Origin of the sequence: Ruegeria sp. HKCCSP351, assembly GCF_017872535.1 — a bacterium.
Lineage (GTDB): Bacteria > Pseudomonadota > Alphaproteobacteria > Rhodobacterales > Rhodobacteraceae > Ruegeria.
In genome coordinates, this window is the sequence record NZ_JAEDOV010000004.1 from 294162 (window position 1) to 319024 (window position 24863).

The 24863-nt window shown below is 58.9% G+C and carries 19 protein-coding genes; 3 read left to right on the forward strand and 16 right to left on the reverse strand.

What is annotated here, in order from left to right; translation table 11 throughout:
* Positions 1-2: 2 nt before the first annotated feature.
* Both phnH and phnG read right to left on the reverse strand, forming a co-directional pair.
* Positions 3-578, reverse strand: a complete 576-nt coding sequence (gene phnH / locus I9182_RS11045; protein WP_209598258.1) for a phosphonate C-P lyase system protein PhnH — start codon at positions 576-578, stop codon at positions 3-5.
* Entirely contained in the window at positions 578-1036 is a 459-nt protein-coding gene (phnG, locus tag I9182_RS11050) for a phosphonate C-P lyase system protein PhnG (protein WP_209598259.1), read from the reverse strand. The genes phnH and phnG overlap by 1 nt, the downstream gene beginning before the upstream one ends.
* Positions 1037-1139: 103 nt before the next feature.
* On the opposite strand from phnG, the gene phnF reads away from it, so the two are divergent.
* Positions 1140-1850 (forward strand): phosphonate metabolism transcriptional regulator PhnF, encoded by a 711-nt coding sequence (gene phnF, locus I9182_RS11055; protein ID WP_209598260.1) that lies wholly within the window; start codon positions 1140-1142, stop codon positions 1848-1850.
* A 202-nt stretch (positions 1851-2052) separates the two neighbouring features.
* On the opposite strand, the gene phnE (I9182_RS11060) is transcribed toward phnF, so the two are convergent.
* From phnE (I9182_RS11060) to phnC, 4 genes are all read right to left on the reverse strand, one after another.
* Entirely contained in the window at positions 2053-3420 is a 1368-nt protein-coding gene (gene phnE, locus I9182_RS11060; protein WP_209598261.1) for a phosphonate ABC transporter, permease protein PhnE, read from the reverse strand.
* Positions 3417-4298: a phosphonate ABC transporter, permease protein PhnE gene (gene phnE / locus I9182_RS11065; protein WP_209598262.1), complete on the reverse strand. Its 882-nt coding sequence runs from the start codon at positions 4296-4298 to the stop codon at positions 3417-3419. Before phnE (I9182_RS11065) ends, phnE (I9182_RS11060) begins: the two co-directional genes overlap by 4 nt.
* Before the next feature lie 66 nt (positions 4299-4364).
* The gene (gene phnD, locus I9182_RS11070; protein WP_209598263.1) at positions 4365-5267 is read right to left on the reverse strand and encodes a phosphonate ABC transporter substrate-binding protein; all 903 of its coding nucleotides are present in this window, start codon (positions 5265-5267) and stop codon (positions 4365-4367) included.
* Between the two features lie 67 nt (positions 5268-5334).
* Positions 5335-6156 carry a phosphonate ABC transporter ATP-binding protein gene (gene phnC, locus I9182_RS11075; RefSeq protein ID WP_209505290.1) on the reverse strand — a complete coding sequence of 274 codons (822 nt, stop codon included), beginning with the start codon at positions 6154-6156 and terminating at the stop codon, positions 5335-5337.
* A 163-nt stretch (positions 6157-6319) separates the two neighbouring features.
* Here phnC and rpe point away from each other — a divergent pair, with 163 nt between their 5' ends.
* Positions 6320-7009 (forward strand): ribulose-phosphate 3-epimerase, encoded by a 690-nt coding sequence (gene rpe / locus I9182_RS11080; protein WP_209598264.1) that lies wholly within the window; start codon positions 6320-6322, stop codon positions 7007-7009.
* A 247-nt stretch (positions 7010-7256) separates the two neighbouring features.
* Here rpe and tuf read toward each other — a convergent pair whose 3' ends face one another.
* The 10 genes from tuf to rplJ form a co-directional block, all read right to left on the reverse strand.
* A complete protein-coding gene (tuf, locus tag I9182_RS11085; protein ID WP_209598265.1) occupies positions 7257-8432 on the reverse strand; it encodes an elongation factor Tu in 1176 nt (391 codons plus the stop codon).
* Between the two features lie 84 nt (positions 8433-8516).
* Positions 8517-10634, reverse strand: coding sequence for an elongation factor G (gene fusA / locus I9182_RS11090; protein WP_209507797.1), 2118 nt, complete (start codon positions 10632-10634; stop codon positions 8517-8519).
* A gap of 18 nt (positions 10635-10652) precedes the next feature.
* Positions 10653-11123, reverse strand: a complete 471-nt coding sequence (gene rpsG / locus I9182_RS11095) for a 30S ribosomal protein S7 (RefSeq protein ID WP_039529242.1) — start codon at positions 11121-11123, stop codon at positions 10653-10655.
* 15 nt (positions 11124-11138) lie between these two features.
* Entirely contained in the window at positions 11139-11510 is a 372-nt protein-coding gene (gene rpsL / locus I9182_RS11100) for a 30S ribosomal protein S12 (protein ID WP_005621086.1), read from the reverse strand.
* A gap of 424 nt (positions 11511-11934) precedes the next feature.
* A complete protein-coding gene (locus I9182_RS11105; protein ID WP_209598266.1) occupies positions 11935-12804 on the reverse strand; it encodes a DMT family transporter in 870 nt (289 codons plus the stop codon).
* Positions 12805-12942: 138 nt separating this feature from the next.
* A complete protein-coding gene (locus tag I9182_RS11110; protein ID WP_209598267.1) occupies positions 12943-13722 on the reverse strand; it encodes a hypothetical protein in 780 nt (259 codons plus the stop codon).
* Between the two features lie 211 nt (positions 13723-13933).
* A complete protein-coding gene (gene rpoC, locus I9182_RS11115) occupies positions 13934-18175 on the reverse strand; it encodes a DNA-directed RNA polymerase subunit beta' (protein WP_209507791.1) in 4242 nt (1413 codons plus the stop codon).
* A 106-nt stretch (positions 18176-18281) separates the two neighbouring features.
* Positions 18282-22418 carry a DNA-directed RNA polymerase subunit beta gene (gene rpoB / locus I9182_RS11120; RefSeq protein WP_209598268.1) on the reverse strand — a complete coding sequence of 1379 codons (4137 nt, stop codon included), beginning with the start codon at positions 22416-22418 and terminating at the stop codon, positions 18282-18284.
* A 250-nt stretch (positions 22419-22668) separates the two neighbouring features.
* Positions 22669-23046: a 50S ribosomal protein L7/L12 gene (gene rplL / locus I9182_RS11125; protein ID WP_209507787.1), complete on the reverse strand. Its 378-nt coding sequence runs from the start codon at positions 23044-23046 to the stop codon at positions 22669-22671.
* Between the two features lie 79 nt (positions 23047-23125).
* On the reverse strand, positions 23126-23644 hold the full coding sequence (gene rplJ / locus I9182_RS11130) for a 50S ribosomal protein L10 (protein WP_209598269.1): 519 nt from the start codon (positions 23642-23644) through the stop codon (positions 23126-23128).
* Between the two features lie 447 nt (positions 23645-24091).
* Here rplJ and I9182_RS11135 point away from each other — a divergent pair, with 447 nt between their 5' ends.
* On the forward strand, positions 24092-24862 hold the full coding sequence (locus I9182_RS11135; RefSeq protein WP_209598270.1) for a class II glutamine amidotransferase: 771 nt from the start codon (positions 24092-24094) through the stop codon (positions 24860-24862).
* The last annotated feature ends 1 nt before the right edge of the window (position 24863 follow it).

Sequence of the window (24863 nt, forward strand, 5' to 3'; positions counted from 1 at the left end):
GCTTACGCCTCCGACGTGATCTGCGTGCTGCGTGGCAGGGCCGCAACCATATTGCCGCAGGTAAAAAAGAAATCGCACCCCAGAGGATATAGCATCGCGTTCCCCTGAAGCGCCGGAATATCCGGCAGAGACAGGCGCGCGGTCTTTTTGATGCCGGGGCCGCTCAGTATGGCACCGTTCTGCTCTAGCCGGTCGCATTCCACTATCAAGGTCGCAGAACGATCCGGGTATTCCGGCGTTCCGATGCGATAGGCGTTTAGCGGCCCCACTGCGCCCCAGGTGCCAACGGCAAAATCAGCCTTTGCTGCGGATACGAGCGGGGCGCCCGTGTGGAATGTCAGCCAATTGCGGATTGCGGCGGTATCGATGCCTCCGGCCAGATGAACCCTGGTCTCGGGGTCGCACAAAGTCAGCAGCAGTGTACCGGCCGCCACGGACAGGGGCGCAGGGGGTTCGCTGCCCGACAGGACACGTATGTCACCCGGGCGTGCCATGACGGTCATCGCAGCGCGAAACGCATGTGCAGCATCGACAGGCGCGTTTTGAAAGCCCCCGGAAAACTGTGTTTGCGCGGCCATCAATCTTCCCCCCGAACAAGCGTGAAAAACTCAACCTTGGTGGCCGCTGCCTTGGCCGCGCGAGTGCTTTTGACCGCCTGCATTTGCTGCTGAAGCGGGTCGAGCAGCCGCGCCTGCACCTCATCTGCCGCCCCGGTCTGCATCATCGCATCAATCAATGCTGCGGCTTCAGCCTTGGATTTCGATCTGCCCTGAACGTAACCGTGACCAACCGTTCCATCCTGCAACACCACAGAACAGCGCGTGACCGTCATTTCGCCCAGATTGAACGGTGCTCCGGTGCCGCCGGTGCGACCACGCACCATCACGCTCCCGACCTCGGGGCGGCGCAGCCAGTCAAAGCTCGGGCGGGTCTCAATCCCGTCCCACAAGGTCATCAGGGTGTCGTCAGGTGCACGGGCCAGCAAACCCATCCGATCCCTGCGCGCCCCGGTCGCGAATTCTGTCTGATCTGTCATCAAAGCCTCTTGGCCGGGTTGTCTATTTGAACTATACAACTAGACAAATATTAACCCGCGTGTGCGCAACACGCAATCTCCAACTGTGTGAAGATTTGGTGACATGAGCAAAACGCCGATCTGGAAAAGCATCGCCCTGCGCCTGACCTCGGACATTGCCGAAGGTCGGTATCAAACCAGTGACCGCCTGCCGACCGAAGCACAGCTGGCCGCCAAATACGGTGTCAACCGCCACACGGTGCGGCGCGCGTTGGCTGACATGTCGGAACAAGGTCTGGTTCATGCCCGGCGCGGTGCGGGCGTTTTTGTGGCGGCGCGGCCAACCGACTATCCGATTGGCAAAAGGGTTCGATATCACAAGAATGTCTCGGCCAGCGGCAAGATACCGGGAAAGAAAATTCTGGCCCTGACAACACGCGCGGCAGATGAAGCCGAAGCCGAAGCATTGGGTCTGTGCAAAGGGGACCCGGTGCATGTCTATGACGGGTTATCGCTGGCGGATGGGCAGCCCATAGCCGTTTTTCAAAGCGTCTTCCCGGCAGAACGCTTTCCAAACCTGTTGCAGGCGCTGACCGAGACCCAGTCAGTAACAAAAGCCCTGCAACGCAGCGGTATCGCGGACTACACCCGCATCTCGACCCGATTGACCGCGCGCGGCGCGACAGCAACGCAAGCCCTTCACCTGCAACTGTCCGAAGGTGCCCCGGTGCTGTTTTCGGTCGGCGTCAACGCGGACCCGGACGGCAGACCCGTCGAATATGGTCGAACCGTCTTTGCTGGTGAGCGTGTCACGCTAACGCTGAACGAAGAGTAAACCACAACCGATACCGCCCGACGTCGACCTCCTGCCGGAGGCCTCATCCCGTTGGGCATGGCGCAAAAATCGGCCCAGATGCCTTTCGGATCAGCATTATACTGATTATGGGATGAACGGTAATGGAATAGGCTCTGTGACGCTTTTTCAAACGTTTGCGCCGCACTGAACCGTGCTGTTTTCTTGCCACTCCAAACCCGGTTCAGGGCAGCAGGAACGGTTTGGGGTCGGGCGTGCGCAGACTGCGCTTTTTACCCGGCTCACCCTGGATCAGACGTCGGCGCAGCCAGCCCGAAAACCAATCCATCAGCATCACCATCAGAATGATCAGGATGATGTAATAGGCGACCTCTTCCCAGTCTTTCTGTGTGATGATTGCCTGCGTCAGCAGCAAACCAATACCGCCGCCTGTGATTGCACCGATCACCGTCGCACTGCGGGTGTTGGATTCGAGGAAATACAAAAGTTGGCTCAGCAAAACAGGCGTGACCTGAGGGATAACGCCGAACCGATACCGTTGCGCGGCGTTCGCACCGGTGGACTGCACACCTTCGATCTGCTTCTGATCCACATTTTCCAGCGCTTCCGAGAATATCTTGCCGAATGTACCGGTGTCCGTCACCAAAATGGCAAGCGCACCGGTCAACGGGCCGGGACCAAAGGCGCGAGCCAGAACCACAGTCCAGATCAACGCATCCACGCCGCGCACAAAGTCGAATATACGCCGTGTCGCAAAGCGGATGGATCTCATCCGGTTGAAATTGCGCGTCGCAAGAAAGGCCAGTGGCAGGGCTACAATCGCCGCGCCAAACGTGCCCAGAAATGCCATCAGGATCGTCTCGAAGATGGCCCAGGCCACATCCTGATGGCGCCACATCTTGTTGGTCCAGAAATCATTAAAGATCGCACCCGCCTCGCCCGACGCCGCGAGCCCGGCCAGTTCCGGGAAGGACTTGCCGAAATAAGGGCTGTCCAGCGTGAACCAGAATAATTCCCACCCTGTGAAATAGCGAAACACCTCGGACCGGTTGCGGGTGACAGTCAAACGACCTGCGTCCGTGGTCACAGACAGCCGGTTTTTAGAGACGTTGATCCACTCCGGAACCTCGCCCTCCGGCAACTCCGCCTGTACACCGGCCGAACGCGTGGGTGTTGCGCGAATAGTGCCATAGCCGGGAATGTCATATTCCACCGTCTGCGCACCGAAACGCACGACATGGCCCTTTTCAAGGTCGATCACAGTTGTCTCGCCCAGCGCCACCCACTCCGGGGCCTGCCCTTCAGGATATGCCCCCTTGCGCTCACCCTCGATGGCGGCTGAGACTTCACCGGTGCGATTATCCCGGGCGATATGCGTTTTGTAGCTATAGCTGTCAGCCACCAGCGTCTTGCCATTTGCCCAGTTTGCGCGCGCCACAGGGCCCGACACGTCAAAAGCAAAGAAGACATAGACCAGATAGACGAAAACCAGAGCAGGCAACCCGAAGTTCACCAACCTCTTGCGGTTGAACAAGCGATCTGCTTCGGCTTTGAGGTCATCAACAGTCAAATTGGTTGCGAAGGTGCTCATGCCAAAGCTCCTTTTTCCGAGCCGTGGGTCAGACGGTCGCGCAGGTAGCCTGACAGCTGGTCGACGACCACGATTGTAACGAACAGAAGAATGAAGATGGCTGCGGCTTCGTCATAACGCCCTTGCCCCCAAGACATGGCATTGCGCAGCTCGTAACCCAAACCGCCCGCCCCAACAAATCCAAGAATGGCCGAGGCACGGATGTTGATCTCGAACCGCAGCAGCGCGTAGCTGACATAGTTCGGCCCGACCTGCGGAATCACCCCCAGATACATCCGCTGTGACCAATTGGCACCCACGGAATGCAGCCCTTCCACCGGTTTCAGCGAGGCGTTCTCGTTCACCTCGGAAAACAGTTTGCCTAGTGCGCCAGCAGTGTGAATCGCGATGGCGATCATCGCAGGAACCGGGCCACCGCCCAGAATGAAGATCAGAACCAACGCAATTACGATCTCGGGAATGGCGCGGCAGATGTCTGATATTCGGCGAAACAGCGGGATCATTGACGGCCACAGCGCCATGCCGCGTGTCGACATCAGGGCGAAAAACGTTCCAATAATTGTGCCGACAAGCGTCGCCGCCGCCGCGATGTTGATTGTCTCAATCAGAGCCGGGAAGAACGAGCGCAGATTGGCTGGCATCTCGGAAATCTTCTCCCCCGCCTCGGACAGAACCTCTGTGGGGTAATCAAGAATACGGTGCCAGCCATCGACAAAACTGCCGGCATTCCGGTTGTCGGCTGTGCGAAACCCTGCCGCCATCAACGACAGGAACAGAATCAGGAGGATGCCGCCATAGACCCGCTTGCGTCGTGTCATCGCTGTATAGTCGTTGCGGATCTGATCGACGGATAAGGACCCTGCAGTAAGGTCTGTCATGGAATGCTCCTGAAGGGAAAACGGGGTCCGGTACATCACCGGACCCCGATCATTGGATTTGCGGTCTTAGTTGGACTTCAGCTTGCGCGCTTCGATGATGACCTCGTAGGCCTCATGCGTAATTGGATCAAAGCTCTTGGCCTCACCCGCGGCCACGCCGTAGAAACATTCGCGGTCTTTTTCATCCAGCGTGTTCCACAATTCGGTGACCTGAGCTTTGACATCCTCGGGCAGAGCCTTGCGCAGAACAACCGGACCTTCCGGGATCGGTGCCGATTTCCAGATCTCGACCAGATCGTTCATGTCGACCAGACCAGCATCCACAGCACGGCGCAGCGCGCCCGACTGATAGCCGTCTTCCCACTCGCCAAGACCATCAGCCCAGGTCACACCGCCATCAACGTCACCGTTGTTCACCGCGACAATTGTCTGCTCGTGACCGCCGGTGAATTTCACCTCAGCAAAATAGTCACCCGATTCCATGGTTGCTCCGGTGGCCTGGGGAATCTCGATCGACGGGATCAGATAACCCGAGGTCGAATTCGGGTCACCAAAGCCAAAAACCTTGCCCTTCATGTCACCAAGCGAAGTGATGCCGCTGTCCTTGCGTGCAAAACCAACCGAGTAATAGCCGTAACCGCCATCGGTGTTCACCTTGACCAGCACCGGCTCAACCGCTTCGGGGTCGCTCAGATAGGTTTTGGCATAGCCCGACGCACCCAGCCAGGCGACATCAATCGTGCCGCCCAGCAGCCCCTGAATCACTCCGTTATAGTCGGCAGGGGCAAACAATTTGGTCGGAACGCCCAACAGTTCTTCGGTGTATTTGCGCAGACACTCGTTTTTGCTCATCCGGTCCTGAGCGTTCTCGCCACCTAGAATGCCGATGCGGAATTCGCTGATTTCTTCGGCCATGACCGGTGCGGCCAGTGTTGTGGTTGCGACCAAGGCTGCAATCAGTTTTTTCATCTGTCTCTCTCCAGTTTGATAACCCCGGCCTCTCATCGGGCCGGGCGATGAAAGGGTTTGGGACCGCTCAGATGGTTGCCTCTGCTTCCATCAGCGACTTTTGCGTGGCGTCGAGCGTTTCGATTTCCGTTGATGTCGCTTCTTCCGAGAAGCTGGCATCGGCACCATAGATTTCGCGGGCGACGCCGGTGGTCAGTTGCTCGGGCAGCCCATCGAACACGATGCGCCCGTCGCGCATCCCAACCACGCGGTCGCAATAGCGACGTGCAGTGTCCAGCGTGTGCAGGTTGGCGATGACGGTACGGTCATCTTCTTCGTGGATGCGGCGCAGCGCCTGCATCACAACCTGTGCATTCATCGGGTCCAGTGAGGCAATTGGTTCATCTGCCAGAATAATCCTCGGGTCCTGCATCAGCGCCCGCGCAATCGCCACGCGCTGTTGCTGGCCGCCCGACAAGGCCTCGGCCCGTTTCGGAGCGTGTTCCGCGATTCCCAACCGGTCCAGAATGTCGATGGCACGGTGAATTTCATCCATTGGGAACAGGTTGAACATAGCGGCCAGCGTCGAATGACGGTTGAGCGTGCCATGCAGCACGTTCGAAACCACATCCATGCGCGGCACCAGGTTGAACTGTTGGAAAATCATCGCGCAATCAGCCTGCCAGGCGCGTTTGTCACGGCCTTTCAGTTGGGTGATGTCCCGGCCTTCAAACAGGATTTCGCCTTCGCTGGCATCCGTCAGGCGGTTAATCATCCGCAGCAGGGTGGACTTACCCGCGCCCGACCGTCCGATGATCCCGATCATGCATGGCTTGTCCACATCCAGCGTTGCGGCATTCACGGCAACATTGTCACCAAAGCGTTTGGTCAGTTTCTTGATACGCAGCACGTGCCACCCCCAATTCATGTTGGCGGACTGCTACAGATGCCGTTCAAAGGATATGTGTCAGCGTAGTGAAAGTTTTGTAACGCCCCGGAGCGCGCGAGGGGTATCCATCGCTCCGCCTCACGGGTATACGCGTCCGCGACTCTTCAGCTGATACGAGGCCACCATGAGCTTTGACCGCACCATCAAGATCGCGCCGTCCATTCTGTCCGCGGACTTTGCCAATTTCGGGCAGGAAATTCAGGCCATCGAAGCGCAGGGCGCCGACTGGGTTCATGTTGACGTTATGGACGGCCATTTCGTCCCGAACCTGACCTTTGGCCCGCCAGCCGTCAAAGCCTTCCGCCCGCATGTAAAGACGGTCATGGACGTGCACCTGATGATCACGCCGGTCGATCCATACATCCAGGCCTACGCTGATGCAGGTGCAGACATTTTGACCGCGCATGTCGAGGCGGGGGCCCACACCCACCGCACGCTGCAAGCGATCCGCGCCGCAGGCATGAAGGCAGGCGTCGCCCTGAACCCGGGCACCCCGGCTGAAGCGGTCGAGCATCTGCTGGACCTCACCGATTTGGTCTGCGTCATGACCGTGAACCCCGGCTTTGGCGGCCAGAAGTTCATCGACATGACCGGCAAGATCCGCAAATTGCGCCAGATGATCGGTGACCGCCCGGTGCATATCGAGATCGACGGCGGAGTTGATCCCCAGACAGCGCCCCTTGTTGCCGCAGCGGGGGCTGATGTGCTGGTGGCCGGGTCTGCCGTGTTCAAAGGCGGATCAGTTGATCGGCCCGAGGTTTACGGTGAGAATATTCGGGCCGTACGGGCCGCAGCTGAAGGCGGGTTGGGCTGAGCCGCCCGCTCTCGACAGAGTAGTTTGCTTTTCACACAAAGCTGGATTTCTTTGAAATCGTCGGTCGGGATGCGCCCTGCCTTGACGTTCTGGTCGTGGCCTTCATTAGGATCATAGACGCGCCGGGCTGAAGCCCGGCCTACGGGTAGGTCGACGGTCTTCGATAGAAAAGCCTAAAAAAGGCCGCCCCTTATGGAGCGGCCTTCATTCGTTCACCGATGTGCCGGGCTGAAGCCCGGCCTACCGATTATTCTACGATTTTCGACACGACGCCGGCGCCGACGGTGCGGCCGCCTTCGCGGATGGCGAAGCGCAGGCCGTTTTCCATCGCGATGGGCGCGATCAGCTCAACGCCGAACGACACGTTGTCGCCGGGCATGACCATCTCGGTGCCTTCCGCCAGGGTCACGGTGCCGGTCACGTCTGTGGTCCGGAAGTAGAACTGCGGACGGTAGTTCGCGAAGAACGGGGTGTGACGGCCACCCTCTTCCTTGGTCAGGATATAGGCTTCGGCTTCGAACTTGGTGTGCGGTGTCACCGAACCCGGCTTACACAGAACCTGGCCACGCTCAACGCCGTCACGATCCACACCACGCAGCAGGGCGCCGATGTTGTCGCCCGCTTCACCGCGGTCCAGCAGCTTGCGGAACATTTCAACGCCGGTGCAGGTGGTTTTTGCGGTGTCGCGGATGCCGACGATCTCGATCTCGTCGCCAACGTTGATCACGCCACGCTCGACACGGCCGGTCACAACGGTACCACGGCCCGAGATCGAGAACACGTCTTCGATCGGCATCAGGAACGGCTGGTCAACAGCACGCTCAGGGGTGTCGATGTAGTCATCAACAGCCGCCATCAGCTCGCGGATCTTGTTCTCGCCGATTTCAGGGTCACGGCCTTCCATCGCGGCCAGAGCCGAACCTGCGATGATCGGGATATCGTCGCCGGGGTATTCATACGAAGACAGCAGCTCGCGGATTTCCATTTCCACCAGTTCCAGCAGCTCTTCGTCGTCAACCTGGTCAACTTTGTTCATGAACACGACCATCTTCGGGATGCCAACCTGGCGGCCCAGCAGGATGTGCTCGCGGGTTTGCGGCATCGGGCCGTCCGCGGCGTTCACAACCAGGATCGCGCCGTCCATCTGAGCGGCACCGGTGATCATGTTCTTGACGTAGTCGGCGTGGCCGGGGCAGTCGACATGCGCATAGTGGCGCGCGTCGGTCTCGTATTCCACGTGCGCGGTCGAGATGGTGATGCCGCGGGCTTTCTCTTCCGGCGCACCGTCAATCTGGTCATACGCTTTGAAGTCACCGAAATACTTGGTGATTGCTGCGGTCAGCGTCGTCTTGCCGTGGTCAACGTGCCCAATCGTGCCGATGTTGACGTGCGGTTTTGTACGCTCAAACTTTTCCTTTGCCATGATGGCCTCCTTAATTTGCGGGTGCCGGGCTGAAGCCCGGCCTACGGGTGTGCGGTAGGCCGGGCTTCAGCCCGGCCCACTGCTTTATGCGTATTTCGCCTGGATCTCGTCCGAGATGTTCTGCGGAACCGGATCGTAGTGGTCGAACTGCATGGTGAACTGGGCGCGGCCCGACGACATCGAACGCAGGGTGTTGATGTAGCCGAACATGTTCGCCAGCGGCACAAACGCATCGATCGCGATCGCGTTGCCGCGCGGTTCCTGACCCGATACCTGGCCCCGACGCGAGGTCAGGTCACCGATGATACCGCCGGTGTATTCTTCCGGGGTGATCACTTCGACCTTCATGATCGGTTCCAGCAGTTTCGCGCCAGCTTTGCGCATGCCCTCACGCATACACATACGGGCCGCGATTTCGAACGCCAGAACGCTCGAGTCAACGTCGTGGAACTTACCGTCCAGCAGGGCAACCTTGAAGTCGATCACCGGGAAGCCAGCCAGAGGGCCGCTGTCCATGACCGAGTTGATGCCTTTTTCAACACCGGGGATGTATTCCTTCGGAACGGCACCACCAACGATGCGGCTTTCGAACGAGTAACCTTCGCCTGCCTCGGTGGGCTGGATCTCCAGCTTGACTTCGGCGAACTGACCCGAACCACCCGACTGTTTCTTGTGGGTGTAGGTGTGTTCGACCGGCATCGAGATGGTTTCACGATAAGCCACCTGAGGCGCGCCGATGTTGGCCTCGACCTTGAACTCGCGCTTGAGACGGTCCACCAGGATGTCCAGGTGAAGTTCGCCCATGCCCTTCATGATGGTCTGACCCGATTCCAGGTCGGTTTCCACGCGGAAGGACGGGTCTTCGGCGGCCAGACGGGCCAGACCCTGAGACATCTTTTCCTGGTCGCCCTTGGTTTTGGGCTCGACCGCGATCTCGATCACCGGATCGGGGAAGGTCATGGTTTCCAGAACCACCGGATCCTTGGCATCGCAGAGGGTGTCACCGGTGGTGGTGTCTTTCAGACCCGCCAGCGCGATGATGTCGCCTGCAAATGCTTCTTCGATCTCTTCCCGGTTGTTGGAGTGCATCATCATCATACGACCGATGCGCTCTTTCTTGCCTTTGGTCGAGTTCAGGATCGAGTCGCCCTTGTTCATGGTGCCCGAGTAGATCCGGGTGAAGGTCAGCGAACCGACGAAGGGGTCGTTCATGATTTTGAACGCCAGACCCGAGAAGGCCATGCCGTCATCGGCACGACGTGCGATGTTACGAACTTCTTCCTCGTCGCCGGGTTTGAAGCCCATGTAATCGACAACGTCCAGCGGGCTGGGCAGATAATCGATCACAGCGTTGAGCAGCGGCTGAACGCCTTTGTTCTTGAACGCCGAGCCACCCAGAACCGGCACGAAATGCAGGGCCAGCGTGCCTTTGCGCAGCAGTTTGCGCAGAGTCGGAACGTCGGGCTCTTCGCCTTCCAGATAGGCCATCATCGCGTCGTCGTCTTCTTCGACGGCCGCTTCGATCATCTTGCCGCGCCATTCGTCAGCCATGTCTTTCAGGCTGTCACGGATCGGAGCTTTGACCCAGCTTGCACCAAGGTCTTCGCCCTGCCACAGCCACTCTTCCATGGTGACCAGATCAACCAGGCCTTCCAGCTCGGTTTCGGCACCGATCGGAATACCAACCGGAACAGCGCGTGCGCCGGTGCGGTCTTCGATCATGCGAACGCAGTTGAAGAAGTCTGCGCCGATCTTGTCCATCTTGTTGACGAAAACCATGCGCGGAACCTTGTAGCGGTCAGCCTGACGCCACACGGTTTCGGTCTGCGGTTCAACACCGGCGTTTGCGTCCAGAACGCAGACGGCACCGTCGAGAACCGCCAGCGAGCGTTCAACTTCGATGGTGAAGTCAACGTGGCCGGGGGTGTCGATGATGTTCAGGCGGTGCTTTGGGGTATCGGCGGTCTGACCATCCTCGGTGCGTTCCCAGAAAGTGGTGGTCGCAGCCGAAGTGATGGTGATGCCGCGTTCCTGCTCCTGCTCCATCCAGTCCATGGTGGCTGCACCATCGTGCACCTCACCGATGTTGTGGGATTTACCAGTGTAATACAGGATACGCTCCGAGCAGGTGGTCTTACCTGCGTCGATGTGCGCCATGATACCGAAGTTACGGTATAGTTCGAGCGGATATTCGCGTGCCATTTGGATAAGCCTCTGGGATTACCAACGGTAATGGCTGAAGGCTTTGTTCGCCTCGGCCATCTTGTGGGTGTCTTCGCGCTTCTTCACGGCGGTACCGCGGGACTGTACAGCGTCCAGCAGTTCACCGGCGAGGCGTTCTTCCATGGTGTTTTCATTGCGGCCGCGCGCAGCGGTGATCAGCCAGCGGATGGCCAGTGCTTCGCGGCGCTCGGGGCGGACTTCGACCGGAACCTGATAGGTTGCACCACCAACCCGGCGCGAGCGAACCTCGACCGACGGTTTGATGTTGTCGAGTGCTTCGTGGAACACTTCGACGGGCGCGCGCTTGATCTTGTTCTCAACGCGGTCAAAGGCGTTGTAGACAATGCGCTCGGCGACCGACTTCTTGCCGTCGATCATCAGGTTGTTCATGAATTTGGTCAGAACCTTATCGCCAAACTTGGCGTCAGGCAGGACTTCGCGTTTTTCGGCGGCGTGACGACGTGACATATCAGCCTCTCCTTCTTACTTGGGACGCTTCGCGCCGTATTTCGAACGGCGTTGCTTACGGTCTTTGACGCCCTGAGTATCCAGAACACCGCGCAGGATGTGGTAACGCACACCGGGAAGGTCTTTCACACGGCCGCCACGGATCAGAACAACCGAGTGTTCCTGAAGGTTGTGGCTTTCACCGGGGATGTACGAGATGACCTCGAACCCGTTGGTCAGGCGCACCTTGGCAACCTTACGCATAGCCGAGTTCGGTTTCTTCGGTGTGGTGGTGTAAACACGTGTGCAGACGCCGCGTTTCTGCGGGCACTGCTCCAGGTGCATGGACTTCGAGCGTTTTACTTTGGGCTGCCGCGGTTTGCGGATCAGCTGTTGAATAGTTGGCATTCCGGTTTCTTCCCCGTTTTGCAACACACATGACATGCACGCGGGCTGCGTGCGGCTAACTTCGCTGCGCTTATGCGTCCACAAGCGCAAAACCCACGAGCGTTCCCATTCCGAGGTGAACGTCGCGGTTGTTTCTCAGAGGGCGCGAACTGCAAAATTGTCCGGGCCTTGACCAGCTCATTACTGGAATCGGCTATGGGGCGGCCCCCGTCACCGAGATGACGCGCGTAATAGGGGGAGTCGGCCCGAGTGTCAACAGCACGATACCGGTTGCCCGGCAATAGGCTGACCCGGGCCGTGGCGAAGTAGGTGCGCGGGCTTTACCGGGTTCATATAACCGCGCTGCACCGGAAGTGCCAAGCCTGCAACCGGAGGCTGGGTTTCGCCTTCGGATAACCAGTGTTCAGAGCCGTGTCACGCAGGTTCACGCCGCTTCCCGACGCGCGCGTTCCCGGAACAGCGTAAACAGTCCGGCGGCCACAATCAGTGTCGCACCCAGCATGGTCAGACCGTCGGGCCATTCATCGAATACGGCCCAGCCCAGCCCCAGGGCCCAGATCAGGCTGGAATAGCGAAACGGCGCGATGAACCCGACATCGCCCTGACGCATGACCATGACGCTGAACAGATAGCCCATCAGGACGAACACGGCCGCCGCCGCAACCAGAGAACCCGCAGCGCCGGAAACCGGAACCCATCCTTCGAACACCGATGCGATGGCCGCGGCCACCGTGATGGAAAGAGACGTCGCCAACGTCACCACCATTGACGGAACCTGGGGCGACATGCGTCGCGTCACCAGATCGCGAACCGTGATCGAAGCCACTGCTATCAGCGCGTAGATGGAATACAGGCTGAAGCCGTCAGGACCGGGTCTGACGATCAAAACCATGCCACCAAAACCAATGGCAATCGCCAATATGCGCCGCCAGCCGACCTGTTCGGAGAAGACCAGCGCCGCGCCCAGAGTCACGGTCAGAGGCAGCGCCTGTAGAATGGCCGTCACATTGGCAAGCGGCATGTTCTTGAGCGCTGTCAGAAAAAAGAAGGTAGCCGACAGTTCGGCCAGACTGCGCAGCGCAACCAGCCACCGGTCGTGGTTTGAGAAATTGAGGTGCAGCGCCCCCAGATAACGGGCAAGACCGTAGACAAGGAAAACGGCCAGGACGCCCCGCATGGCCACCAGTTGGAACAATGGCAGATCCCGAAGCGCGACCTTGACCAAAGTGTCGTTCAGGGTGAAGGCCGCCATGCTGCCCATCATCAGCAAGGCACCTTTGGTGTTTGGGTTCATGTCAGATTTGGCCCTGCGCAGAGTGATCGGGCCATTGGCCCAATCGGACAGCCGCCTGTCAACGCATCAAATCAGATCATCGCAAGAATTGCGTTCCGACGCGTGGGGAGAGTGTCGAAAACGCCTACTGATCCCCTATCAGAGACCGGAGACCCGGCCGCCTCCGATACCTTCCACAGCCACCCCGGCGCTGAGCGTGTGCGTTGCGATCAACCCGCCGGACATGTCCAGAACGCCAAGCTGGTTGCCGTTCTGAAGGGCGACATAAAGCTCGCGGCGTTTGGAATTGATGCCAAGACCAAAGCGTTCGATCTGCACTGCCGCGCCGACCGATGGGTTGGTCGCCCGGATCGTCCTTAGCACCGTACCGTTCAAATCCACCTCGGCGATCAGGCGATTGCGGATGAACAGCACATAAAGCGTGCCGGTCGTTTCATCAAAGGCCAGCCCACCAATCGGCCCCTGTGGCTGGCTGAGGGTGATGTTGCGCACAAATTGCCCGTCGCGGGTCAGTTCCGCGATCATCACCCCGTTCGGATGGTCGAGGAACAGATGCCCGTCGCTGCCCCGAATGGCCAGCCCGCATTCCTTTATAGGAAACTCGTCAGGTGTGATGCCACCGCATCCGGCCGGAACCCGCTGTGCCGCAAAGGTACGCAGGACACGGCCATTTCGGTCCAACTCCTGTAGTTGGGTGCCGGGAAGATTGCGCAGGAAGATCCGCCGTCGCGGCTCATCATAAGCCAGCCCGACGATCGAGCCGGATATCGGGATCAGGCGCGTCGTGCCGTTCGGGATCACGATCTCACGCGATGGCTGGCCCGGTGGCATCCCCACATAGGCATAATCCGTGCAGGCGGCCATCAGGCCCAGACCAAAAACCGAAAATACGCGCGACAGCTTTGTGACAGCTCTCATCATCCACCCCCATCACCTGTGTGAATTCAAGGCGGATGGTAGCACAGTTTAGGCTAAATCAGAAAAACCCTGCTGTTATTGCAGGTCTCATGCGGCGAGCGCAATATTCCAGTGGTCTGGAACCGCCTTAAGCGTCGTCCGCGTTTCAGCCCTGCAAAAACGAAAGGCCCCGCGAAATCGCGGGGCCTTCCTTAACTTGTCAATAGGGCGATTACTCGCGGCTTTCGGGTGTTTCCACCAGAACGTCCAGCTCATCCCCGACCAGATCATCATCCATGATCGGTGCAGCCAGGGCAGCGGCCGCTTCGGCCTCTTCCCGGCGGGCTTCGATCACCACATTGTCGCGCGACTGCGCGATGTGGCGGACGGCCTGTGTGGCCCCACCGGTACCGGCGGGGATCAGGCGACCAACGATGACGTTCTCTTTCAGGCCGACCAGCTTGTCCTTTTTGCCCTGCACGGACGCTTCGGTCAGTACGCGGGTGGTTTCCTGGAACGACGCCGCCGAGATGAACGATCGCGTCTGCAACGAAGCTTTGGTGATCCCCAAGAGGATCGGCTCGCCCTGTGCCGGACGACCACCGCGGGCGATGGTCTTTTCGTTGGCTGCGTCGAACTCCTGCTTGTCGACATGTTCGCCTTTCAGCAGGGTGGTGTCACCTGAATCCAGGATCTCCCACTTCTGCAGCATCTGGCGCACGATGACTTCGATGTGCTTGTCGTTGATCTTCACGCCTTGCAGACGATACACGTCCTGCACTTCGTCGATCATGTAGTTCGCCAGCGCCTCGACACCCATGATGGACAGGATGTCATGCGGGGCCGGGTTACCGTCCATGATGTAGTCGCCCTTCTGAACGAAGTCGCCTTCGACAACAGGGATGTGCTTGCCCTTGGGCACCATGTACTCGATGGGTTCCAGCGACTCGTCAGCCGGTTCGATGCTGATGCGGCGCTTGTTCTTGTAGTCGCGGCCAAAGCGCACGTAACCATCGGCTTCTGCGATGATCGCGTGATCTTTCGGACGGCGGGCTTCGAACAGTTCGGCCACACGCGGCAGACCACCGGTGATGTCCTTGGTCTTGGCACCTTCACGCGGAATACGCGCAACAACGTCACCGGCTTCGATCTTCTGGCCATCTTCGACCGACAGGATCGCATCCACCGACATCGGATAGTGAACCGGGTTGCCCGCATCGTTGCGGACCGGTTCGCCATCGTCACCGACCAGAATGATCTCGGGCTTGAGGTCGCTGCCACGGGGGGCGGCGCGCCAGTCGATCACGATCTTCTGGGTCATGCCGGTTGCTTCGTCGGTCTCGTCACGGACGGCAAGGCCCGAAACCAGGTCGACGTATTTGGTGGTACCGGCTTTCTCAGCGATGATCGGCAGGGTGTAGGGATCCCATTCGAACAGCTTGTCGCCGCGGGCCACCTTGGTGCCTTCCTTGACGAACAGCTTGGAGCCATAACCCAGCTTGTGGCTGGCGCGCTCTTCGCCGTGATCGTCCTTGATCACCAGCTTCATGTTGCGGCCCATGACGAGGCTTTCGCCTGCGGCATTGACCAGGATCTGCGGGTTCTCGAAGGATACGACACCAGCCTGGCTGGCTTCCTGGAACGACTGCTGACCACCTTGCGCAACACCACCGATGTGGAAGGTCCGCATCGTCAGCTGTGTACCGGGTTCACCGATGGACTGGGCGGCGATGATGCCGACAGCTTCACCCGTGTTCACCATGGTACCACGAGCAAGGTCACGGCCGTAGCAGGTGGCACAGACGCCTTCCTCGGACTCGCAGGTCAGGGGCGAGCGGATGCGGGTCGACTGAACGCCCGCTTCGTCGATGGTGTCTGCCATCCGTTCGTCGATCAGCTGACCTGCGGCCACGATCACCTCGTCCGTGCCCGGACGCAGGATGTCATCGGCGGCCACACGGCCCAGAATACGCTCGGCCAGCGAGGCGACAACCTCACCATCGTTCACCGCAGCTTCGGCCGTGATCGCGCGTTCGGTGCCGCAGTCGATCTCGCGAACGATGCAGTCCTGCGCCACGTCCACCAGACGACGGGTCAGGTAACCCGAGTTCGCGGTTTTCAGAGCGGTATCCGACAAACCCTTACGGGCACCGTGGGTCGAGTTGAAGTATTCAAGAACGGTCAGACCTTCCTTGAAGTTCGAGATGATCGGTGTCTCGATGATGTCACCGTTCGGCTTGGCCATCAGGCCGCGCATACCGCCCAGCTGTTTCATCTGAGTGACCGAGCCCCGCGCACCGGAGTGGGCCATCATGTAGACGGAGTTCGGTTCCTGCTCGGCGCCATTTTCGTCACGCGCGGAAGCCGAGATGGTGTTCATCATCGCCTCGGTGACGCGGTCGTTACACTTCGACCAGGCATCGACAACCTTGTTGTACTTTTCGCCCTGAGTGATCAGGCCGTCCATGTACTGCTGTTCAAAGTCTTTCACCTGGTCGCGGGTGTCATCGACGATGCCCCACTTGTCGTTCGGGATGACCATGTCGTCCTTGCCGAACGAGATACCGGCCCTGAAGGCCTCCTTGAAGCCCATCGACATGATCTGGTCACAGAAGATAACCGACTCTTTCTGACCGCAGTAGCGGTAGACAGTGTCGATCACCTGCTGCACTTCTTTCTTCCGCAGCAGGCGGTTGACCAGATCGAACGGTGCCTTGTTGTTCATCGGCAGCAACGCACCCAGACGCAGACGGCCCGGAGTGGTCTCAAAGCGCTTCTGAACTTCGTTGCCTTCCTCGTCGATCTGCGTGATCCGCGCGGTGATTTTCGAGTGCAGATGCACCTCACCCGCGTCCAGCGCGTGCTGAACTTCTTCGATCGAGCCAAAGACCTTGCCTTCGCCCGGCATGCCTTCACGTTCCAGGGTCACGTAGTAGAGACCCAGGATCATATCCTGCGACGGAACGATGATCGGCGCGCCGTTTGCAGGCGACAGAACGTTGTTCGTCGACATCATCAGAACGCGGGCTTCCAGCTGTGCCTCAAGGCTCAGCGGCACGTGAACGGCCATCTGGTCGCCGTCAAAGTCGGCGTTGAAGGCCGAGCAGACCAGCGGGTGCAGCTGGATCGCCTTGCCTTCGATCAGGACCGGTTCGAACGCCTGAATGCCAAGACGGTGCAGCGTCGGCGCACGGTTCAGCATGACAGGGTGTTCGCGGATCACCTCGTCGAGGATATCCCACACTTCGGGACGTTCCTTCTCGACCAGTTTCTTCGCCTGTTTCACGGTCGAAGACAGACCTTTGGCTTCAAGGCGCGAGTAGATGAACGGCTTGAACAACTCCAGCGCCATCTTCTTGGGCAGGCCACACTGGTGCAGCTTGAGTTCCGGACCCGTCACAATGACCGAGCGGCCCGAGAAGTCGACGCGTTTCCCCAGAAGGTTCTGACGGAAGCGACCCTGCTTACCCTTCAGCATGTCCGACAGCGATTTCAGTGGACGCTTGTTTGCGCCGGTGATCACGCGGCCACGACGGCCGTTGTCGAACAGAGCATCCACGGATTCCTGCAACATCCGCTTTTCGTTGCGGACGATGATGTCAGGCGCACGCAGTTCGATCAGACGCTTCAGACGGTTGTTCCGGTTGATCACGCGGCGATACAGATCGTTCAGATCCGAGGTCGCGAAACGGCCACCATCCAGCGGAACCAGCGGGCGCAGTTCCGGCGGGATGACCGGGATCACGGTCATGACCATCCATTCAGGCCGGTTGCCCGACTCGAGGAAGGATTCAACAACCTTCAGACGCTTGATGATCTTCTTGGGCTTCAGCTCGCCGGTTGCTTCGGCCAGATCAGCGCGCAGCTGCTCGGCTTCGGCTTCCAGATCGATTTGGGCCAGCATCTCACGGATGGCTTCAGCACCGATATTGGCGGTGAACGCGTCCATGCCATAGGCATCCTGCGCATCCATGTACTCTTCTTCGGTCAGCATCTGGCCGTAGGTCAGGTCAGTCAGACCGGGCTCGATGACGACATAGTTTTCAAAGTACAGAACGCGTTCCAGATCGCGCAGCGTCATGTCCAGCATCAGACCGATGCGGGACGGCAGCGATTTCAGGAACCATATATGCGCAACAGGCGCGGCCAGTTCGATATGGCCCATACGCTCGCGGCGGACTTTCTGCAGGGTGACTTCCACGCCGCATTTCTCGCAGACAACGCCGCGATACTTCATCCGCTTATATTTGCCGCACAGACATTCGTAATCTTTGATCGGGCCAAAGATACGCGCGCAGAACAGGCCGTCACGTTCAGGCTTGAACGTCCGGTAGTTGATGGTTTCGGGTTTCTTGATCTCGCCATAGGACCAAGACAGGATCCGCTCGGGCGACGCCAACGAGACCTTGATCTCGTCAAACACCTTCGGGGGCGTCAGCGGGTTGAACGGGTTGTTGGTGATTTCCTGGTTCATCTCTTTACCTCAGAGTTAGAGGGTGCGGGGGTCACGCAGTGCCGGGCTGAAGCCCGGCCTACGCCGGATCAGATGGTAGGCCGGGCTTCAGCCCGGCATCCCTTCGTCACTCATCGACCTCCGCATCCAGGAGTTCCATATTCAGGCCGAGGCCGCGGACTTCTTTCACCAGAACGTTGAACGATTCCGGTACGCCCGCTTCAAAGTTATCCTCGCCCTTGACGATCGACTCATAGACCTTGGTCCGGCCGGCGACGTCATCCGATTTCACGGTGAGCATCTCCTGCAGGGTGTAGGCGGCGCCGTAAGCTTCCAGAGCCCAGACTTCCATCTCACCAAAGCGCTGACCACCGAACTGCGCCTTACCGCCCAGCGGCTGCTGGGTGACCAGGCTGTAGGGCCCGGTCGAACGCGCGTGGATCTTGTCGTCCACAAGGTGGTGCAGTTTCAGCAGGTACTTGATGCCCACGGTCACCGGACGCGCAAATTGCTCACCGGTGCGACCGTCGAACAGAACCGACTGACCGCTTTCCGAGAAGCCCGCACGCACCAGCGCGTCGTTGACGTCAGCCTCTTTGGCACCGTCGAAGACCGGAGTTGCAATCGGAACACCTCGGGTCACGTTGCCCGCTGCTTCGACCAGCGTTTCCTCGTCCATGCCGGTGATGCCTTCTTCGTAGACATCTTCGCCATAGGCCAGCTTCATCGCCTCGCGCACCGGGGTCAGGTCGCCGGAACGGCGGTATTCACCCAGAGCTTCATCGATGTTCAGACCCAGACCGCGTGCAGCCCAACCCATGTGGGTTTCAAGGATCTGACCAACGTTCATACGCGAAGGCACACCCAACGGGTTCAGACAGAAGTCAACCGGCGTACCATCTGCCAGGAACGGCATGTCTTCCATCGGAACAACCTTGGAGATCACACCTTTGTTGCCGTGACGACCGGCCATCTTGTCGCCCGGCTGCAACTTGCGCTTCACGGCGATGAAGACTTTGACCATCTTCATCACACCCGGCGGCAGGTCGTCGCCACGGCGGACTTTCTCGACCTTGTCTTCAAAACGGGCGTCCAGAGCACGCTTTTGCACTTCGTACTGCTCGTTCAGGGCCTCGACGATCTGTGCGTCCTGCTCACCTTCCAGTGCTAGCTGCCACCATTGACCACGGGTCAGGGTGTCCAGCAGATCCTCGGTGATCACCGACCCTGCCTTGACACCTTTCGGGCCTTTGACAGCGGTTTTACCCAGGATCAGACCTTGCAGACGCGCATAGATGTTGCGATCAAGGATCGCCAGCTCGTCGTCCCGGTCACGGGCCAGACGTTCGACTTCCTCACGCTCGATCTGCAGCGCACGCTCGTCTTTCTCGACGCCGTGACGGTTGAAGACGCGGACCTCGACGACCGTGCCGTAATCACCCGGCTTCACGCGCAACGAGGTGTCGCGCACGTCAGATGCTTTTTCACCAAAGATGGCGCGCAGCAGCTTTTCTTCCGGGGTCATCGGGCTTTCGCCCTTCGGAGTGATCTTGCCGACCAGAATATCGCCCGGCTCCACATCCGCGCCGATGTAAACGATGCCCGCTTCGTCGAGGTTGCGCAGCGCTTCTTCACCGACGTTCGGGATGTCGCGGGTGATCTCTTCCGGGCCCAGCTTGGTGTCACGGGCGGCGACTTCGAATTCCTCGATATGGACCGAGGTAAAGACGTCATCACGCGCGATACGTTCCGAGATCAGGATCGAGTCTTCGTAGTTGTAGCCGTTCCACGGCATGAACGCGACGACCACGTTCTTACCAAGGGCCAGTTCACCCATATCGGTCGACGGACCGTCGGCAATGACCTCGCCCTTCTGGACGGTGTCACCCACCTTGATCAGCGGACGCTGGTTGATGCAGGTGTTCTGGTTCGACCGCTGGAATTTGCGCAGACGGTAGATGTCAACGCCAGCGTCGCCCAGTTCCAGATCCTCGGTGGCGCGGATAACGATACGCTGGGCATCGACCTGGTCGATGATACCGGCGCGTTTCGCCTGGATCGCAGCGCCCGAGTCGATCGCAACCTTTTCCTCGATGCCCGTCCCGACCAGCGGTGCCTCGGCCCGCAGCAGCGGAACCGCCTGACGTTGCATGTTCGAGCCCATCAGAGCGCGGTTGGCGTCGTCATTTTCAAGGAACGGGATCAGCGATGCCGCGACCGAAACCAGCTGTTTCGGCGACACGTCGATCAGGTCCACATTCTCGCGCGGGGCAAGCGTGTAGTCACCGGCCTGACGGGTCGAAACCAGATCGTTGATGAACTTGCCGTTCTTATCCAGCGTCGCGTTCGCCTGCGCCACGGTGTGACGCATTTCCTCGGTCGCGGACATGTAGTGAACCTCATCGGTCACCTCGGCGTCCTTGACGACGCGGTAAGGTGTTTCGATGAAGCCATACTTGTTCACGCGGGCGAAAGTGGCCAGCGAGTTGATCAGACCAATGTTCGGGCCTTCCGGCGTTTCAATCGGGCACATCCGGCCATAGTGGGTCGGGTGCACGTCGCGCACCTCAAAGCCTGCACGTTCACGCGTCAGACCACCGGGGCCAAGCGCCGAGAGACGGCGTTTGTGGGTGACTTCCGACAGCGGGTTGGTCTGGTCCATGAACTGCGACAGCTGCGACGAGCCGAAGAATTCGCGCACAGCAGCAGCAGCGGGTTTCGCGTTGATCAGGTCCTGCGGCATGACAGTGTCGATCTCGACCGACGACATACGCTCTTTGATCGCGCGCTCCATACGCAGCAGACCGACGCGGTACTGGTTTTCCATCAGTTCGCCGACCGAACGCACACGACGGTTGCCGAGGTGGTCGATATCGTCCACGTCGCCTTTGCCGTCGCGCAGTTCAACCAGAGCCTTGACGCAGGCCACGATGTCTTCGCGGCGCAGGGTGCGCAGGGTATCCGGCGCGTCCAGAGCCAGGCGCATGTTCATCTTCACGCGACCAACGGCGGACAGGTCATACCGCTCACTGTCGAAGAACAAGGTGTCGAACAGGGCCGACGCCGCCTCGACGGTGGGCGGTTCACCCGGACGCATGACGCGGTAGATATCCATGAGCGCGCTTTCGCGGTTCATGTTCTTGTCCTGCGCCATGGTGTTGCGCATGTAGGGACCGACATTGACGTTGTCGATGTCGAGAACCGGAATATCGGTGATGCCCGCGTCGATCAGTTCCTTCGCGGTACCGCCGATCAGGTCGCCATCCTTGTCGTATTCCAGCGTCAGTTCGTCACCGGCTTCGACATAGATCGCGCCGTTTTCTTCGTTGATGATGTCCTTGGCGACAAATTTGCCAACGATGTGATCGAACGGAACCAGCAGTTCTGTGACGGTGCCCTCGTCGATCAGCTTCTTGACCGCGCGCGGGGTGACTTTCTTGCCTGCCTCGGCAATTACCTCACCTGATTTCGCGTCGATCAGGTCATAGGTCGGACGGGTGCCGCGAACACGCTCGGGGAAGAACGGCGTGACCCAGCCCTTCTTCTTGTCCAGCTTGTAGGACACGGTTTTGTAATACGCGTCCATGATCGCTTCCTGATCCAGACCCAGCGCATATAGCAGGGTTGTCACAGGCAGTTTACGGCGGCGGTCGATGCGGGCGAACACGATATCCTTGGCATCAAACTCGAAGTCCAGCCAGCTGCCGCGATACGGGATGATGCGGCAGGCAAACAGCAGCTTGCCCGAGGAATGGGTTTTACCCTTGTCGTGGTCAAAGAACACACCGGGCGAGCGGTGCATCTGGGAAACGATCACGCGCTCGGTGCCGTTGACGACAAAGGTGCCGTTCGGGGTCATCAGGGGCATGTCACCCATGAAGACATCCTGTTCCTTGATGTCTTTTACCGATTTCGCGCCAGTGTCCTCATCGACATCGAACACGATCAGGCGCAGGGTAACCTTCAGCGGTGCGCTGTAGGTCATGTCGCGCTGCATGCACTCTTCGACGTCGTATTTGGGTTTTTCCAGATCGTATTTCACGAACTCCAAAACAGAGGTTTCGTTGAAATCCTTGATCGGGAAAACCGACTGGAACACGCCTTTGATGCCTTCGCCGTCTGTGGGCTGATCTGCATCGCCGGAGCGCAGGAAAAGATCATAAGAAGATTTCTGTACCTCAATGAGGTTCGGCATCTCCAGCACTTCGCGGATTTTGCCGTAATATTTACGAAGACGTTTCTGGCCAAGGAACGTTTGAGCCATGTCAGATGTCACCTTTCGATGTTCTCAGCGGGCAAAGACACCGTCGGGCCCCGGCATCTTGCACAATCGAGACAACACGTCCGGATCAATTCGTGGCCACCGTCCCGAAGGCGGCCTCCCGATCCGAAAACCGTGTCTTAGAAAACGCCCCAGTCCGTGAGGCCCTTTCTAAGACAGGTTCGGCTGGACCCGGATTTCTCCGGATCCAGCCAAAATTTTCGGCGCATCAGCGATGCGCCTGAGACCAGGCTTAGGCCAGCTCGACTTCGGCGCCAGCTGCTTCCAGCTTGGCTTTGACGTCTTCGGCTTCGTCTTTCGACACGCCTTCTTTGATCTTGCCGCCAGCTTCGACCAGTTCCTTGGCTTCTTTCAGGCCCAGACCGGTGATGCCGCGAACTTCTTTGATCACGTTGATTTTCGAAGCGCCGGCGTTCTTCAGAACGACGTCGAATTCGGTTTTTTCTTCCTCAGCTGCGCCACCGGCGTCGCCACCAGCTGCTGCGACCATTACGGCACCGCCAGCTGCGGGCTCGATGCCGTATTCGTCTTTGAGGATGGTTTTCAGTTCTTGTGCTTCCAGCAGGGTCAGACCCACGATGCTTTCTGCGAGTGCTTTCAGATCAGCCATTTTATCAGCTCTTTCCGTTTACAATGTGTGTTCCAACGTCAGGGTAGGTACCCTACGCAGATCATTCAGTGCCAACCGCTTACGCAGCTTCCGCCTTCTCTTCGATGGTGGAAAGGATGCTTGCGATATTGCTTGCAGGTGCGCCAATCGCGCCGGCGATGTTCGAAGCAGGTGCGCCAATGCAGCCCACGATCGAAGCAATAAGCTCCTCACGAGACGGCATTTTCGAAACGGCTTCAACGCCTTTGCGGTCCAGAGCGTTCTCGCCCATTGCACCGCCGAGGATTTCAAATTTCTTGTTATCCTTGGCGAAGTCCTCGGCCACCTTGGCTGCTGCCACGGGGTCCTCGGAATAGGTCAGAACGGTCATCCCTGTCAGCAGGTCGGCCATGTTTTCACACGGCTTACCCTCGAGGGCGATTTTGGCGAGCCTGTTTTTGGCAACACGCACGGAGCCACCCGCGTCACGGGCACGTGCGCGAAGGTCCTGCATCTCGGCAACTGTCAGACCGGCGTAGTGGGCAACCACTACGACGCCAGAGCTTTCGAAGATTTGGCCGAGTTCCTCGACCACTTTCTCTTTCTGGGCTCTATCCACAGTTCTCTCCAAGTTAGGGGTGAGATCTCACCCCGGCTCATATTTGCCGCGGCTTGCGCCCCGGCGTTCAGGTCCGTTGTTACGGGATTGGCCAAAACTCGCCCGAGGGTGGGACCCTCAGAATTCTTTGGTCTTACCCGTCTCAGGCAGGGAATTAAGGGGCCATATGGCACCACCCACCGTCTTGGACGAAACAAAATAAAGCGCACGACGAATCGCACGCTTTATTCCGCAGGTCTACTTAGGACAGATGGCCGGGGTTTCCAAGAGGTAAATTGGGATAAATCAAACGCTGCAAGGGACGGCCAAAACCACAAGATCAAGTGCGGTGACGAGCAATTGATTTGGTCGAATTACAGGGCTGAGCGCAAAATAGTTCGTGACATTGTTCCAAATTCAAGACTATAACCCGACAATTTTTCTCAGAAACAAGAAGAATCAAGACAAATGTGCAGAATTGCCGCCTATTGCGGACCAAGTATCCCGCTTGAAAACATCGTCATCCGGCCCCAGCATTCCTTGCTGGAGCAAAGCCAGCATGCCGCCGAGGCAAAACTTGCCGTCAATGGCGATGGATTCGGTATGGCCTGGTACGCGGATCAGGATCGCCCTGGCCTGTACAGGGATGTCCTGCCCGCGTGGTCGGATGGCAATTTGGTCGATCTTTGCAGGATGATAAAATCCTCGCTGTTTCTGGCCCATGTCCGCGCGTCGACGTTCGGGGAAGTGTCGCGCGCGAACTGCCACCCTTTTACATTTGGCAAATGGTCCTTCATGCACAATGGTCAGATCGGAGAGTTCGGGCGTTTGCGCAGACAGCTTGAATCCTCTCTGCCGGACGAGCTTTATGCGGCGCGGCGCGGGTCGACGGATTCTGAGCTTCTGTTTCTGCTGCTGCTGGCCAACGGGCTGGATGATGCGCCGCAGGACGCTGTTGTCGCAACTTTGCGTCAGATCGATGCGCTTGGAGGTCATCGGACGCAACCGGATCGCATGGCCGTCGCCTTTTCGGATGGGCAGAACCTGTATGCCTTTCGGTATTCCAGCGACCAGCGCAGCCCGTCCCTGTATTTCGGGGAAGGTCTGGACCACGGCGGCAAGGTCATTGCGTCCGAGCCGCTGGACAAGGGCACAGGAAAATGGACGCCCATTGAAGACCGGAGCTTCTTCACCCTGACTGACGATACAGCCAGCCACACCGCGTTGCCGTTCAGTTAAA